This is a genomic window from Pseudoalteromonas rhizosphaerae, assembly GCF_028885455.1.
In the GTDB taxonomy this organism is placed as follows: Bacteria; Pseudomonadota; Gammaproteobacteria; order Enterobacterales; family Alteromonadaceae; genus Pseudoalteromonas; species Pseudoalteromonas rhizosphaerae.
In genome coordinates this window covers 1527219-1542263 of sequence record NZ_CP118496.1, presented here as the reverse complement: position 1 = coordinate 1542263, position 15045 = coordinate 1527219, and the positions used below count along the sequence as shown (strand labels likewise).

The following is a 15045-nucleotide window of genomic DNA, read 5'->3' as shown; positions in this document are numbered from 1 at the left end:
CATATGCTAGATGTTGGCCGAGATATATGCATAGTCATGAGAGGTGATTTCATGACTATTACCACTTAAATCCTGAAAATAAACAGAGTATGTAACTTTGTGATCAGCAACCACGGTTTTAATATTTAAGTCAGCCAAATGCTTAAGCCAAGCGATAAACTGCTCTCCAGATGCGCCAAATGCAATCCCTTTACTACTGCCCTCTCGCTCAAATAACGCTAAGCGAATAGTTGCCGCAGGATCTTCTAGTGTTAAAGGCCCAGTACCCTCATCCCAAAAAGCAAGCTCTGGCACAATATTAAATCCAAGGACTGTTTTGTACCACGTGACGGCTTGCGCAAGGTTAGTCACATTTAAATGGCAATGATCGACACCAGATAAAGTAGGCATTGCCATTAGCCAATCTCCGACTTAAGTTGTTCAATAAATACCTGCATATATTCAGTACGACGCACCGCTTCTGCTTTTGCTGAAGGTGTATTCATACTCTGTGCAATATGTAATAGCTTGATGAAGAAGTGATCTAATGTATACAAGCTGTCATCCGGGCTGCGGTGGGCGCAAAATGGATCGTCAGGGTGATATAAATTGCGTCCGATTGAGCCCCCTACTTTCATACAGCGGCTGACACCAATTGCTCCTAAGGCATCCATACGATCAGCATCTTGAACGATTTGTGCTTCCACACTTTCAATTGCAATGTTAGCGCTAAAACTATGGGCTACAATAGCATGATGAATGGCATCAAAATATTGCGCGTCATACCCTATTGACGCTAAAAATGAAATTGCTTTATCTGCGGCCATTGTTGAAGCTTTAGCGCGATCCGGGTGGTTTTTAGCCACTGCAACACAGTCATGCAACCATGCTGCGGGTAACACCACGTCCATCGAAGCATCTTCAGCAAAGCAGAGCTGTTTTGCAACACGCACGACTCGTTCAATATGGGTAATATCGTGGGCGACATCAGCACTCACTAACGACAAAATAAAAGCACGGCAATGATTTTCTAGCTGTTGCAACGGCTCAGATAATACTAAAACGGGCAAACGTTGTTCCATAAATCCTGTAATTTCAAATTAATGCATTGAATTACTGTTACTTTACCGCGGTTATAGGCTGTTGTGCAAAACATTCATTGTATGTTCGAGCCTGCTTCACTAAAATACGCTCTTAATTTATCCGTAATGAGAAGCCTAATGTCATCTGTCGTATACCTAGAAGCTGGTCGTGAAAAATCACTAAAAAGAAAACACCCATGGTTGTTTTCAAAAGCCATCAAAAAAATAAAAGGTAAGCCAGGTTTAGGTGACACAGTGACCATTCACGATAGTAATGGTAAATTTTTAGCTACAGCGGCTTACAGTCCGCACTCACAGATCCGCGCGCGTGTTTGGAGCTTTGATGAAACAGAAATCATCGACCAAGCTTTTTTTGAACGTCGCTTACGTCGTGCCTTTGCGGCACGCGAGCAAGTAATTACTGAAGGTGGCTTAACGGGATTTCGGTTATGTGCCGCCGAGTCTGATTTTTTACCAGGTGTAACCATTGATAAATTTGACAACTTTTTAGTGTGTCAGTTATTAAGTGCCGGTGCTGAGCGCCATAAAGGTGAAATAGTTGGCGCTTTAATCGCTATTTTCCCAGGCTGTAACGTGTATGAGCGCTCTGATGTCGATGTGCGCACCAAAGAAGGCTTAGAGCCGACTATGGGCGTGTTATGGGGTAATAAGCCTGAGCAGCCAGTATTAATTGAAGAAAATGGTTTTAAAATTGAAGTAGACATTCTCGAAGGTCATAAAACCGGTTTCTACCTTGATCAACGTGATAGCCGTGCTGCATTAGAGCGTTTTTCAAAAGATAAAAGAGTACTTAACTGTTTTAGCTACACAGGTACCTTTTCATTGTATGCACTGCGTGGCGGCTGCGAGCATGTTACTAACGTTGACGTATCGCAACCCGCGCTTGATACCGCAAAACGTAATGTCGAGCACAATAATCTTGATTTAGATAAAGTTGACTTCATAAAACAAGATGTATTTAAATTACTACGCCAATACCGTGAAGATGGGGTGTTATTCGATACTATCGTTATGGACCCACCTAAATTTGCTGATAACAAAGCACAACTAACGGGTGCGTGTCGTGGCTATAAAGATATCAATATGATTGCCATGCAAATTCTTAAACCAGGTGGTACGTTGCTTACGTTCTCATGTTCAGGTTTAATGGAGCAAAATTTATTTCAAAAAGTGGTTGCTGATGCAGCCCTTGATGCTGGTAAGGATTTGTTGATCATGGAGCGTTTAAACCAAGCTGCTGATCATCCAATCGCAGGCAGTTACCCTGAAGGTTTTTACCTAAAAGGCCTGATCTGTAAAGTTTACTAAACTGACTGCAACTAATTAACCTGAGTTCATCAGGTTAATTAAACTGCATTATTTCTAGCCCAGCGGTTACCGTGCCATCACTTTCTTTGCTGGCACGAACGACTTTTGCTGTTGCATCAAGTGGTGCAATGGCAGGGCTGGTCGAATCAATATTCACCTTCACAATGGTGCCCAGTTCAAGTAATTCATCCAACTGCAGTGACAACCCAGTTGCACTTAAATCGACACATACAGCATCAAAATGTTGATCAGCGACTGGCTCAAGTGTGGTTAATTTTGCCTGTGCATTTAATTGCATACGTCTAAAATTACGTTTATCTTCATTTAGCATAATAACTCCTAAACAACCGTATTGATTTTTTCTAATAACCCCACGACCGAAAAAGGCTTCACCACATAGGCATCGCAACCGGCATCAAAACCAGCTTGTTGTTCCTGTACGGATTCTAAGCCTGACACCATAACAACAGGAATATTACGAGTTTCAGGGGTGTTCTTCAACATTCGACACGTGTCGTAACCATCTAGGCCGGGCATACATACATCGAGTAAAATCGCATCCGGTGGATTTGCAATAGCCGACGATAAACAGCTCTTACCTGATTCAGCATAACTGAGCTCAAAATCCGCTGATAAAGCGACTTTGAGCATTTCAAAATTAAAGTACTCGTCATCTACAACTAGTAAACGCGGGTGTGTATTAGCGGATGAGCGCATGGTTAATATCAGTTCCTTCTCATCTAACAAATATTTCCTTCCAAGGTATTCGATGTTTACTAAATACCAAACTCAATCAATTTCTTTCAGAGCATTCAATACACGCTTAGCTGAAATCGGATACGGTGTCCCTAACGTTTGCGCAAACAAGGATACTCTAAGCTCTTGTTGCATCCAAAAAATATCCTGCAATTGTTGCGGAGCAGGCATTCCAGGCGGCACTTTTTTCAGCTGTTTTTGATACTCTTGAGCAACCTTTTCTAACTCAAGTACACATAATCTGTCACGATTTGGATCAACTGGCAACTTTTCTAAGCGTTTTTCTATTGCTTTTAAGTAACGAATTAAATCACTAAGTTTGTCTGCGCCATGATTTGAAACAAAGCCTTTGAATACCAAAGATCCCAGTTGGCTTTTTATATCTCCATGTGCAGTGATCATGGTTAAATCAACTCGCCCTTTCATTTTTTTATGTAACGCATGCGCAATACTCAACACTTGCTCAACTTGGGTTGCAATAGCAACAACCGCATCGCCGAGCTCACCGCGCACGTGCTCTTTTACTTGCTCAAACGCTTGTTCGGTGCGTACATCGCCTAATTTTACCAATAAACTGTCAACGCCTGCGGCAATACAGTCATCAATTAAATCAGCAACCTTACCAAACGGATTAAAATATAGACCTAATTTAGCCTTATTGGGTAAGTTTTGTTGCAAATATTTTATCGGCGAAGGTACATTCAGTAATACCAAACGGCGTAACCCCTGCTGATGGGCAGTTTGCGCTTTAACTTCGTTATCAAATAGCTCCACTGCCGCCGATGATTTTTTATCTACCAGCGCAGGGTACGCTTTGATTTCATACTGGCCTTGTTTTTTCACATAGGATACCGGTAACTTGCCAAAATCCCATTGCAATAGGTCAGCTTTTTCAATGCCTTTATCTGCCACTTTAGACAGCGTTTGCGTCACTTTACCCTGCAATTGCGCTTTGAGTTTCGCTAAATCCATACCTCGGGCAAGTACATTATCTTTTTCATCACGAACTTCAAACTGCAGTCTTAAGTGAGTCGCAAGGGTGGTTAAATCCCAGGCCTCTGGATCAACTTTTACACCTGTCATACGTAATAAACGCGTACTGAGTGCCTCAATGAAGTTACCTTGCATAGGCTCGATTGCTGCAAGAACCGCATCTGCGTAATTTGGCGCAGGCACAAAATTACGACGTAGTGATTTAGGTAAAGATTTAATTAAACCGGTGATCAACTCATGACGAAATGCCGGAATATGCCAGTCAAAGCCAGCCTCTTTTACTTGGTTTAGTAAGGCCACCGGAATATGCACTGCAACCCCATCGACCGCTTGGCCTGGATCAAAATGATAGCTCAACGGCAACATTAAATTGCCTTGTTGCCATACATCGGGGTAATCAAACTCAGTAACACTATCAGCACCGTGTTGCATTAAATCATCACGTGTCATTTGCAAGTAATGTTTATCCTGCTGCTTTTGCGTTTTATACCATTTATTAAATGCTGCACGACTGTTTATTTGAGCAGGAATTTTCTTATCGTAAAACTCATATAAGGTTTGCTCATCAACTAAAATATCACGACGGCGGCTTTTATTTTCTAGAGTTTGAATATCTTCAATCAGTTCGCGATTAAACTGCAAAAACCCTTCATTTTGACCTAAATCTTGCTCTACTAAGGCACTGCGAATAAACAACTGGCGGCTAACTTTCGGGTCAATGTTACTGTACACACAGCGACGCTTTGACACTATGATCAGCCCGTATAATACCTGCTGTTCGAAAGCGATCACTGCGCCGGGCTTTTTCTCCCAATGCGGCTCACTGTAACTGCGTTTTACTAAGTGTTGTGCTAATGGTTCAACCCAATCGATGTTAATTTTGGCATTAATACGTGCATATAATTTACTGGTTTCAACCAGCTCTGCCGACATCAACCATTTTGGGCTTTTCTTAAATAATCCAGAGCCTGGGAATACATGAAACTGACTGTTGCGAGCGCCTTTATATACTTGCTTTTCATCTTTAAAACCAATGTGACTGAGCATGCCACTCAATAGCGCTTGATGGATTTTATCGCCATCGGCAACATTGCTGGTCGCTTTCATGCCCATTTCATTGCACACAGTACTGAGCTGATAAACGATATCTTGCCACTCACGAATTCGCATATAAGCGAGCATATCCTTTTGGCACAGCTTTCTGAATTGGCTGTTACTTAGCTCACTTTGCTGCTCTTCTAAGTAATTCCATAAATTTAAAAAGGCGATGAAATCTGAATCAGGATCGTCAAAACGGCCATGCTTTTCGTTTGCAGCAGCGCGTTTTTCTTGCGGGCGCTCGCGTGGATCTTGAATCGATAACGCCGCCACAATAATAATCACTTCACGCAGCGCACCCAGCTTTTGTGCTGTTAGTACCATTTTAGCTAAACGCGGGTCAACCGGTAAGCGGCTCAGTTCAATACCCGATTTAGTAAGCTGTGTATTGCTATTATGACGAGTGGGTTTAACCGCTTCAAGTTCCTCTAGTAACGTTAAGCCATCGTTGATATTACGGCTATCTGGTGCTTGTACAAATGGGAACTCGGCCATATCGCCCAACCCTAAGCCAAGCATTTTTAAAATAACGGAGGCTAAGTTAGTACGTAGTATTTCTGGATCAGTAAACTCTGGGCGCGAATTAAAATCATCTTCAGCATATAAACGAATACAAATACCCGCTTCCACACGGCCACAGCGGCCTTTTCGCTGATTGGCACTGGCTTGTGATATTGGCTCAATCGGTAAACGCTGCACTTTAGTACGATAACTATAACGGCTAATGCGCGCGGTACCAGGATCAATAACGTATCGAATACCCGGCACAGTAAGTGAGGTTTCAGCAACGTTGGTCGATAAAATAATATGACGACGACTATGGGGAGCAAAAATACGGTTTTGTTCTGCGTTAGAAAGGCGCGAATACAAAGGTAAAACATCCGCTCCTTTTAAATTACGTTTACTAAGGGCATCAGCAGTATCGCGTATTTCCCGTTCACCATTTAAGAAGATTAAAATATCGCCTGGGCCTTCTTGGCACAGCTCATCAACGGCATCAAAAATACCTTGCAGCTGGTCGCCTTCAGCCTCCATATCATTTTTATCAATTTCAACCAAAGGACGATAACGCACATCCACCGGAAATGTTCGTCCTGACACTTCAATAATCGGTGCATCATTAAAATGCTTTGAGAATCGCTCTGGATCAATGGTCGCAGAGGTAATAATTATTTTTAAATCAGGACGCTTTGGTAATAGGTTTTTCAAATAACCTAAAATAAAATCAATGTTTAAACTACGTTCATGAGCTTCATCAATAATAATGGTGTCATACTGGTTTAAAAATCGGTCTTGTTGAATTTCCGCCAGTAAAATACCGTCAGTCATCAACTTTATATAGCTGTTATTTGATACTTGATCGCTAAAACGAATTTTAAAACCCACTTGCTGGCCAAGTTCACATTGCATTTCATGAGCAATCCGATCCGCGACACTGCGCGCAGCCAAACGTCTTGGTTGGGTGTGACCGATATAACCATCAACGCCACGGCCAAGTTCTAAACACATTTTAGGAATTTGCGTGGTTTTACCTGAGCCGGTTTCACCCGCGATAATAACCACTTGGTTATTGGCGATAGCCTCTTTAATGTCGTCTTTTTTCTGACTGACGGGGAGCTGCTCAGGGTAAGTTACTTTAGGTAACTGAGCTAAGCGCACCTCTCGCAATTGTTGGCTACGTGCTATATCTGCAGTGATTTTTTCAATCACGGCTGCTTGTTTTGTTTCATCGGTTATTTTTTTTATGCCGTGAAGGCGTTTTTTAAAGATGAATTGATCTTTTCTTAAACACGTTTTTAGTTCACCAAACAATTGACCTAGGTTAACCACCCGCGACTACCTTATAAAATTTGAGTAAAGACGAGCGATTGTAGCAAACTTCGCCGCAGGGGTTAACTTTGCTGCGATATAAAATGTAATAACCAAAGCTTAAAACAATAAAAAAGGCGCTAATTAAGCGCCTTTCATGTTCTTTGGGCAGAACAATTGCTGTGTTTTATTTATAGAGCAGCGAAAACTTCATCTGTTTTGGCAGCGCAAATAAAATCATTTTTGTGTAAGCCTTTAATTGAATGGCTCCACCACGTTACCGTTACTTTGCCCCACTCTGTTAGCAAGCCCGGGTGATGGCCTTCATCTTCAGCCATATCACCTACTTTATTAGTAAAAGCGATGGCTTGTTTAAAGTTTTTAAATTTATAAACACGCTCTAATTGCATAATACCGTCGCGTACTTCAGGCACCCAATCTGGGATCATTTTAATTAATTCAGCTAACTCGATATCTGATACTTGTGGAGCGTCTACGTGACAGGCTTCACATTTTTGTGCGCTTAATGATGACATCTTAAATCCTTAACTTGCTAATTTTTCTTTAGGAGGAAATTTTGGGTCATGTAACCCTAATTCTTTTGCTTGCGCAACTAACGCCATAATATCCAGCTGTGAAATATCAAATAAATCATGGATAGAATTAATGGTGTAGTACAAAGGCTGCATAATATCAATTCGGTACGGCGTGCGTAATACATCCAATACATTCATCGGGTTGATCTCGGGCTTATCTGAATACACGTATTGTGTTTCACCTGGACTTGATAAAATACCGCCACCATAAATACGCAGGCCATCATCTGTTTGCATTAGGCCAAACTCAACCGTAAACCAATACATACGGGCAAGGTAAACCCGATCTTTTTTCTCGGCAGCGTAACCTAACTGGCCATATTTATGCGTAAACTTGGCAAAATCAGGATTAGTAAGCATTGCACAATGACCAAATATTTCATGAAAAATATCAGGTTCTTGCAGGTAATCAAACTCTTCACGGCTACGAATAAAGGTTGCGACTGGAAATTGCTTATTTGCTAATAAACGAAAGAATTCATCAAAGTCGATTAAAGCTGGCACAGGCGTAACTTGCCAGCCGGTAGTCGCTAGTAATACTTCATTAAGCTCACTTAACTGCGGAATACGGTCATGAGGCAGGTTTATTTTTTCAAGCCCTTCCATGTATTCATTGCAAGCTTTGCCTGCAATACATTTTAGTTGGCGTGCGACTAGTTCTGACCATATTTTATTTTCTGCTTCGCTCCAATGGATAACGCCATTTTCATCTGGTGTCTTGGAGGTGTATTTACTTGCTTTAGCCATAATAACCTTCTTAGTGTTAAACCGATATCGGTGTCAACCTGTTAAGGAGATACTAAGCAAATGTAAGGCAAAGTTTAATAGCTGAGACAATATCAGCTATTAGCACCAAACCGCCTTTTGTACACCAAACATTACACTTTAAGATCAAAAAGTTTACAGTGCTATTTTTAAAGGGCTAGAAGCAATGTAAATTGTAAGGTTAAATTTACAGCCTATACAATAAAAGTAAAAGCGCGGTTAAGGTCGTTAATTATATCGTTAACATCTTCAAGGCCAACAGATAGTCTGATCAGACCATCGCTAATACCCGCAGCTGCTCTTTCTTCGGGTGAATACGGTGAATGAGTCATCGATGCCGGATGTTGAATGAGTGTTTCGGCGTCTCCTAAACTCACGGCGAGTGTGCACAATTGGGTATTATTAATAAACTGCTCGCCATCTTTTAGGCTGCCTTTTAATTCAAAGGCAATAACGCCACCAGCCGCTTTCATTTGCTTACCGATAAACTTAAACCCTGGGTGAGATGCAAGTCCGGGGTAATAAACGGTATTAACTTGGGGATGCTGCTCTAAAAATTCAGCAATAATTTGCGCACTTTCACAATGACGCTGCATTCGTATCGCTAAGGTTTTTAAACCACGATTAATAAGCCATGCATCGTGTGGACTGATTGTTGCACCAATATCTTTAAGTACGGTCATTTTAATTAATGTAATGTGCTCTTGACTGCCACACACCAAACCAGCCACAACATCACCGTGACCATTTAAATATTTAGTAGCACTGTGAACAATTAAATCAATGCCATAATCAATTGGCTTTTGCAGTAACGGCGTGAGAAAGGTGTTATCTATTACACTGATCAAATTGTGTTGTTTTGCCACTTGTCCTATTAACGCTAAATCAATTACCGCCATAGTTGGATTAACTGGGGTTTCGGCAAAAATCATTTTTGAATTTGGTTTAATTGCATCGCGTAATTGCTGCTCATCGGTCATATCTACAAACGTCACTTCAATCCCCCAACGCGGCAACATATGTGCGAAGAAAGCAAACGTACAGCCATACAAAGCGCTTGATGCGACTAAATGATCGCCTTGCGATAAAAAACTTAATACCGATGCAGAAACCGCGCCCATTCCTGTGGCTGTTGCTGCAGCGGCTTCGCAACTTTCAAGTTGTGCGACTTTTTGTTCAAGCTCTGTCGTCGTCGGGTTACCTAAACGGGTATAAATATAGCCCGGTTCTTCACCAGCAAAACGTGCTGCACCTTGCGCGGCACTGCTAAAATGAAACGTTGAAGTTTGGTATAAAGGAGCAGTAAGTGCACCATGCGGATCATTGGCTTTTTCTGGTCCATGGATACATTGGCTGTCGATGTGGAGTTTGTTCATTGTCTGATCTTTTTTGATTATTATTGATTTCATAATCAAAACGTATCGCAGGATAAAGCACAAGCATGCCAGATGCTCAGATGGCTATAAATTTGGATGTAGTTAGTACAGTGGCCGTTCACCACTGTACAGATTTATTGTCAGCTCGTTTCTTTCGTGCCAGCTCCTGACGGCGAAGCTTTGCGGCTCATAATTTTGCTGGCAATCAATTGCGCAGTACCTTTAAGCAAGCTGCGCTTATGCTCAAGTCGTGGTAAAGGACGGCTTAGTTCCATCGCTTTATAACCAATGCGTGCGGTAAATATACCCGCGCTTAAGCCTTGTGCTGCACGTCCTGATAATTTACCTAGTAATTCAGCACTGAGCGCTGTAGCAGCTAAATCCGATACTAACTCAGCACTGCCAACAAACATCACTTGCTTGATCAACATACGATAGAGCTTGATCCGGCTAGCATAACCAAATCCGATACCGTAAATCTTACCTATTTGCTCAATCAGTTTTGTGCCCCGCCAAAGCACTGCCATCATATCCACCAGCGCTAATGGACTTAATGCCACTAACAAGCCTGATTCAGTGGCAAAACGGTTGATCAGCTTTTTAGCTTGAGTATCTTGTTTCACTAACAAACTATCGGCGTACAAGGTCATGATCTCTTTATCGCTATGATGGCTATCAATGCTTGCTTTAAACTCATCAAAGCCGGTTAACTGCTGATGTTTATTGAGTTTTTCAAGCCAAGGTAGTGCCCCACCAACCTGTTCGCTATTGAGCAAGCGATCCGCTTCATGACGATGTAATTGATTGCGCTTTAAGCTGCGCAACATTCTATATTCGCGCCATAACAAGCGCCCCAATAACAACACGCCACTGAGCACTGCAATTAAATATACGCTGCCTAAGATGATGGATTGCTGAAATGTCACAACCATAGAAAATATAAATTCAGCTAACACTAAAGTTATAAAGCTAATCGCAAACACCCCTTTCAAAGTTTGCCATTTTGACTTTTTATAAACAGGGGTTAAATCAATCTCTTCATCTTGGGGCTCATCGATAACGTGCTCATATTCATACTCCCCTTGATCGATCACTTTAGCTGGGGTCAAGGTAAGTTCATTGTCTATTGGCTGTTCACTAGTATCAATACGTCTGCCGGCTTGAAAGCCTGAAGCGGTCTTGCTCATGTTAGTTTGTCTCCTAAAAGGTACTGCATGACATGATCTAAACGAATGTGTTTTAGTTGCTTGTCTGGACTTGGCATTGGTGCAAACGATAAAAACTCAAAACCATGGCTTGGCCACTCATCTTTATTGAGCATGCGCATTGGTGGCTGCGGTGGTAAGTAGGTCAACCATTGCGACTCTGATAACGGCTTACCATAAATACAATTGAGGGTTTTACCTTGCTCAACCACTTGTTTTGGCATGGTTGCCGTAATAGATGACATCGCCATAGTTTCTATTTTAACGCCATCAAATTTTAAGTGATTACTTTGCTCGTGCACTAATGAGTCCAACAACAGCGCTAAATCTTTATGGTGTGCACTACTAATATGATCTGACTTATTCGCAGCAAACAATAGTTTATCTATATTGGGTTTAAACAAGCGTTTTAAAAAGCCAGTTTCGCCATAGTTAAAATGCGCAAGTAATTGTTTGATCACATCTCCTTGCTCTTGCAGCGTCTCAGGCCCTTCATTGAGCGCACTGAGCACATCAACAAGCACTATTTGCCGATCAAAGTTGCGAAAGTGTTGTGTATAAAATGGCTTAACCACTTCTTTCACATAAGCATTAAAGCGCTTTTGCAAGTGCGCCAAGTTAGACCCTGCAACCATCTCATCATTAGCCTGCGCAACTGGGAAAAACAGTAATAACGGTGCACCTTGTAATTCACCTGGCATCAGCATGCGTCCAGGTTGTAGCATCGCCAATTTAGTGTCTTTTTTAAGACTCACTAACAGTGTTTGATAGTGCGTAGCAATCGCGCTTAGCGCACTTTCATCTACTGGTGCTGTTAAATCAAGCTCGCTCAGTGCAGTTAAAAATGCCTGCGACTTTTCAACCCGAGGCGAGCGTTGTAGTAATGCATATTGCTGCTCACTCCACTGTTGATAGCTTTGCTCTAGCATGGGTAAATCAAGCAGCCACTCACCGGGGTAATCAATAATGTCTAAATACAAGGTTGATTGCGGTGCAAAGTGACCACGTAAGCCTGCGTCACTCCGGTATTTAATTGCTAGACGTAAAGTATTTATGCGCTCGGTTGATGCAGGCCAGTGTGGTTGCCCTTCAAGCGGCAATAAAGCACTCAGGGCTTTAGGGTAATCAAATGTAGGAATGGTCAGCGCTTGTTGTGGCACTATTTTTGTGGCGATATGGCGCTGTTGCTGCATAACATCAAAAAACGGTAAGTTTTTGTCTGTTGCTTGGCTGGTTAAATGCTTTACTAAAGCGGTAATAAAAGCGGTTTTACCACTGCCACTGAGGCCAGTTACCGCTAATTTTACGTGTTGATCTAAACTACGGTGAACAGCTTTTTCAGCCTTACCTTTGAGTTTATTAAAGGCGTTTTTTGCAGATGAAGTGTTTATCATAATGAGCTAGCACTTCAGCGCCATTATAAATTAGGTGGCTAAAGTGCTATTAAGTCCTTTACAGCTTATTGATTTCACGGCTAACCGTAAACTCGGTTGAAGTAACATAACGTTCCATATCTTGTAAACGTATATCAACACGTCCCAAACGGTCTTTTAAATCTTGTAAAGCACGACGTGGTGGCTCACCTTTTTGCCATACTTTAAATTTTACTTCAAGAGGATCTTCGTGTTTTGCCGCATCAGTTTTGCTTTGTGCATTGGCAGGTTTTTTATCTAAAATAAACCACGCTGCGATGTAAGCCACAACAAACAACGGGCCACCAGCTAGTAACACTGCCGTTACTACGATAATACGTACTAACCACAATTCCATATTGAAATAATCACTGAGCCCTGCACATACACCGGCTATTTTACCACGTGCTGGATCTCTTAGCAGTTCACGTTTAGCACTCATACCTTACGCCTCCACTGTGGGGCCTCTTGATCAAGTAGTGCTTCTAAAGTTTCTACTCGGTCAGCCATTTTATCTGCTTTTTGAGCAAGCTCAAGTAACTGGCGGTGTTCGTGTTCGCTCAAGCCTTGGCTTACTTGCTTTTTACTTCGGTAATGTAAAATTAACCAAAGGGGTGCTACCACAACCATAAAAATGATAATTGGAGCAACAAACACTTCTGCATCAAACATAACCCTCTCCTACACATCCATTAATTTATCAAGCATAGGGGGATGACTCCCCCTTTATTTATTATCTTTATTTATCAGCAAGCTTCTTTTTAAGTGCTGCTAATTCATCATCGATTTTTTCGTTTTGCTGTAACTCAGCAATTTCATCAGCCAATGACTTTTTGCCTAAGTCGTACGATTCTACTTGTGATTCTAGTCCATCAATCTTAGTTTCGTAGCGCTCAAAGCGATTTAATGCATCTTCAACTTTAGAGCTGTCTAATGCTTTTTTCACCTCTAGGCGTGACTCAGCTGAGCGTTGACGTAAAATAATCGCTTTTTGACGTGCTTTTGCATCCGCTAACTTGTCTTGTAGCGTACTTACTTCCTGTTGCAGCTTATCAATGTGAGATTCTATGTGACTGAGTTCATCTTCAACAGCAGCAACCGCTTGTGCTGACTTTTGCTTTTCAAGCAATGCAGCACGGGCTAGATCATCACGGTCTTTGCTCAATGCCAGCTCGGCTTTATCTTGCCATTGAGCGACTTGCTCTTTTAATGTATCGACACGACGTACTAATTCTTTTTTCTCTGCTAATGTTTTCGCAGAGGTTGAACGTACTTCAACTAATGTGTCTTCCATCTCTTGGATGATCAGACGTACCATTTTTTCAGGATCTTCTGCTTTATCTAAAATGGCATTGATATTAGAATTAACAATATCTGCAAAACGCGAAAAAATTCCCATAACATTTACCTCTGTAGTGTTTAACTTAATTGGTCTGCTGTTACTGTTACAATATGCTTGCCAACTTTATAAAACATAAAATACAGTAATATTTTCATAATGTTAAACTAAAAATACAAATTCCTTTAGTTCTCCCTAATTATGAAATACACTAACTGTTAGTAAAAATGACTAAGAGTTAGGGAATATGAGCCAATTTCGCCAACAAGATAATTTACTCGGCCAATCAGACAGCTTTTTAGCGGTACTTGATCAAGTTTCACAGCTGGCAAGTTTAGATAAACCAGTACTGATTATTGGTGAACGTGGCACAGGTAAAGAACTGATCGCCGCCCGTTTACACTTTTTATCAAAGCGCTGGGAGCAAAGCTACATCAAGCTCAACTGCGCGGCACTTAACGAAAACTTGCTTGAAAGCGAATTGTTTGGCCATGAAAGTGGTGCCTTTACCGGCGCAAGTAAACGCCACGAAGGACGCTTTGAACGTGCCAATGCCGGTACGCTATTTTTAGACGAACTAGCAAATACCTCTGCCATGGTGCAAGAAAAACTATTACGGGTAATTGAATACGGTGAATTTGAGCGAGTCGGTGGTAAACAAACCGTCAAGGTCGATACTCGCTTAGTCTGCGCAACCAATGAAGACCTTCCTTATTTAGCCGAGCAAGGTGAATTTAGAAGCGATTTACTCGACAGGCTCGCATTTGATGTAATCACTTTACCGCCACTGCGCGAACGTCAGGAAGACATCATGTTACTCGCTGAGCAATTTGCGATGAATATGGCCCGTGATTTGGACTGGCAACTATTCAGTGGTTTCACCCGCAGTGCAGTGGAAATACTGCAAGGGCATGATTGGCCAGGTAATATACGTGAACTTAAAAATGTCGTGGAACGAAGTTTATATCGCCATGGCAGTGAACATATTCCCGTTCACCAGATTATTTTAGACCCATTTGAAAGCCGCTTTAGACCCAAGCAACGAATTAAAAAACTCCCCACTACAGCCGTAGAAGCAGCTCCTGTTGCAGTTGTCGCCAATGAACCGATAGTTGCAACAAGTACCCCGCAATTTCAGTTTCCATGTAGCTTAAAAGACCTCTCAAATGAATTTGAAATTGATTTAATAAAAAAAGCGCTTGAATATAGTCAATTTAATCAAAAGAAAACTGCAGAAGTACTTGGTTTAACGTATCATCAACTACGAGGCTATTTGAAAAAATACAACTTGTTAGATCAACAATAA

General features: G+C 41.6%; 15 protein-coding genes. 2 read left to right on the top strand and 13 right to left on the bottom strand.

Annotated features, from left to right (window positions below):
- Nucleotides 1-6 precede the first annotated feature (6 nt).
- Nucleotides 7-396: a VOC family protein gene (locus PVK79_RS06515; protein WP_145241420.1), complete on the bottom strand. Its 390-nt coding sequence runs from the start codon at nt 394-396 to the stop codon at nt 7-9.
- Nucleotides 396-1061, bottom strand: coding sequence for an HD domain-containing protein (locus PVK79_RS06510; protein WP_145241422.1), 666 nt, complete (start codon nt 1059-1061; stop codon nt 396-398). Before PVK79_RS06510 ends, PVK79_RS06515 begins: the two co-directional genes overlap by 1 nt.
- A 138-nt stretch (nt 1062-1199) precedes the next feature.
- Here PVK79_RS06510 and PVK79_RS06505 point away from each other — a divergent pair, with 138 nt between their 5' ends.
- On the top strand, nt 1200-2390 hold the full coding sequence (locus PVK79_RS06505) for a class I SAM-dependent methyltransferase (RefSeq protein WP_145241424.1): 1191 nt from the start codon (nt 1200-1202) through the stop codon (nt 2388-2390).
- A gap of 34 nt (nt 2391-2424) precedes the next feature.
- On the opposite strand, the gene PVK79_RS06500 is transcribed toward PVK79_RS06505, so the two are convergent.
- The 11 genes from PVK79_RS06500 to pspA all read right to left on the bottom strand — a co-directional run bounded on the left by PVK79_RS06500 (nt 2425) and on the right by pspA (nt 13799).
- On the bottom strand, nt 2425-2721 hold the full coding sequence (locus PVK79_RS06500; RefSeq protein ID WP_145241426.1) for a PilZ domain-containing protein: 297 nt from the start codon (nt 2719-2721) through the stop codon (nt 2425-2427).
- Between the two features lie 8 nt (nt 2722-2729).
- On the bottom strand, nt 2730-3107 hold the full coding sequence (locus PVK79_RS06495) for a response regulator (RefSeq protein ID WP_145241521.1): 378 nt from the start codon (nt 3105-3107) through the stop codon (nt 2730-2732).
- A 72-nt stretch (nt 3108-3179) separates the two neighbouring features.
- Nucleotides 3180-7067, bottom strand: coding sequence for an ATP-dependent RNA helicase HrpA (gene hrpA / locus PVK79_RS06490; protein WP_257325532.1), 3888 nt, complete (start codon nt 7065-7067; stop codon nt 3180-3182).
- Nucleotides 7068-7237: 170 nt separating this feature from the next.
- Nucleotides 7238-7582: a 4a-hydroxytetrahydrobiopterin dehydratase gene (locus PVK79_RS06485; RefSeq protein ID WP_145241430.1), complete on the bottom strand. Its 345-nt coding sequence runs from the start codon at nt 7580-7582 to the stop codon at nt 7238-7240.
- 9 nt (nt 7583-7591) lie between these two features.
- Nucleotides 7592-8389 (bottom strand): phenylalanine 4-monooxygenase, encoded by a 798-nt coding sequence (phhA, locus tag PVK79_RS06480; RefSeq protein WP_145241432.1) that lies wholly within the window; start codon nt 8387-8389, stop codon nt 7592-7594.
- A 212-nt stretch (nt 8390-8601) separates the two neighbouring features.
- A complete protein-coding gene (gene megL / locus PVK79_RS06475) occupies nt 8602-9783 on the bottom strand; it encodes a methionine gamma-lyase (protein WP_182735743.1) in 1182 nt (393 codons plus the stop codon).
- Nucleotides 9784-9923: 140 nt separating this feature from the next.
- Entirely contained in the window at nt 9924-10970 is a 1047-nt protein-coding gene (locus PVK79_RS06470) for a TIGR01620 family protein (RefSeq protein WP_182718140.1), read from the bottom strand.
- A complete protein-coding gene (locus PVK79_RS06465; RefSeq protein WP_220491307.1) occupies nt 10967-12382 on the bottom strand; it encodes a YcjX family GTP-binding protein in 1416 nt (471 codons plus the stop codon). The genes PVK79_RS06470 and PVK79_RS06465 overlap by 4 nt, the downstream gene beginning before the upstream one ends.
- 58 nt (nt 12383-12440) lie before the next feature.
- Nucleotides 12441-12842, bottom strand: coding sequence for an envelope stress response membrane protein PspC (gene pspC, locus PVK79_RS06460; protein WP_145241438.1), 402 nt, complete (start codon nt 12840-12842; stop codon nt 12441-12443).
- On the bottom strand, nt 12839-13072 hold the full coding sequence (gene pspB / locus PVK79_RS06455) for an envelope stress response membrane protein PspB (protein ID WP_145241440.1): 234 nt from the start codon (nt 13070-13072) through the stop codon (nt 12839-12841). Before pspB ends, pspC begins: the two co-directional genes overlap by 4 nt.
- 67 nt (nt 13073-13139) lie before the next feature.
- Complete coding sequence (gene pspA / locus PVK79_RS06450) at nt 13140-13799, bottom strand: phage shock protein PspA (protein ID WP_145241442.1); 660 nt, start codon at nt 13797-13799, stop codon at nt 13140-13142.
- Nucleotides 13800-13986: 187 nt separating this feature from the next.
- Here pspA and pspF point away from each other — a divergent pair, with 187 nt between their 5' ends.
- A complete protein-coding gene (gene pspF / locus PVK79_RS06445) occupies nt 13987-15045 on the top strand; it encodes a phage shock protein operon transcriptional activator (protein WP_182760496.1) in 1059 nt (352 codons plus the stop codon).

Bases quoted from the DNA above. Each gene is read 5' to 3' on its own strand.
- PVK79_RS06515 (WP_145241420.1), bottom strand. From the start codon at position 396: ATGGCAATGCCTACTTTATCTGGTGTCGATCATTGCCATTTAAATGTG.
- PVK79_RS06510 (WP_145241422.1), bottom strand. From the start codon at position 1,061: ATGGAACAACGTTTGCCCGTTTTAGTATTATCTGAGCCGTTGCAACAG.
- PVK79_RS06505 (WP_145241424.1), top strand. From the start codon at position 1,200: ATGTCATCTGTCGTATACCTAGAAGCTGGTCGTGAAAAATCACTAAAA.
- PVK79_RS06500 (WP_145241426.1), bottom strand. From the start codon at position 2,721: ATGCTAAATGAAGATAAACGTAATTTTAGACGTATGCAATTAAATGCA.
- PVK79_RS06495 (WP_145241521.1), bottom strand. From the start codon at position 3,107: ATGCGCTCATCCGCTAATACACACCCGCGTTTACTAGTTGTAGATGAC.
- PVK79_RS06485 (WP_145241430.1), bottom strand. From the start codon at position 7,582: ATGTCATCATTAAGCGCACAAAAATGTGAAGCCTGTCACGTAGACGCT.
- phhA (WP_145241432.1), bottom strand. From the start codon at position 8,389: ATGGCTAAAGCAAGTAAATACACCTCCAAGACACCAGATGAAAATGGC.
- megL (WP_182735743.1), bottom strand. From the start codon at position 9,783: ATGAACAAACTCCACATCGACAGCCAATGTATCCATGGACCAGAAAAA.
- PVK79_RS06470 (WP_182718140.1), bottom strand. From the start codon at position 10,970: ATGAGCAAGACCGCTTCAGGCTTTCAAGCCGGCAGACGTATTGATACT.
- PVK79_RS06465 (WP_220491307.1), bottom strand. From the start codon at position 12,382: ATGATAAACACTTCATCTGCAAAAAACGCCTTTAATAAACTCAAAGGT.
- pspC (WP_145241438.1), bottom strand. From the start codon at position 12,842: ATGAGTGCTAAACGTGAACTGCTAAGAGATCCAGCACGTGGTAAAATA.
- pspB (WP_145241440.1), bottom strand. From the start codon at position 13,072: ATGTTTGATGCAGAAGTGTTTGTTGCTCCAATTATCATTTTTATGGTT.
- pspA (WP_145241442.1), bottom strand. From the start codon at position 13,799: ATGGGAATTTTTTCGCGTTTTGCAGATATTGTTAATTCTAATATCAAT.
- pspF (WP_182760496.1), top strand. From the start codon at position 13,987: ATGAGCCAATTTCGCCAACAAGATAATTTACTCGGCCAATCAGACAGC.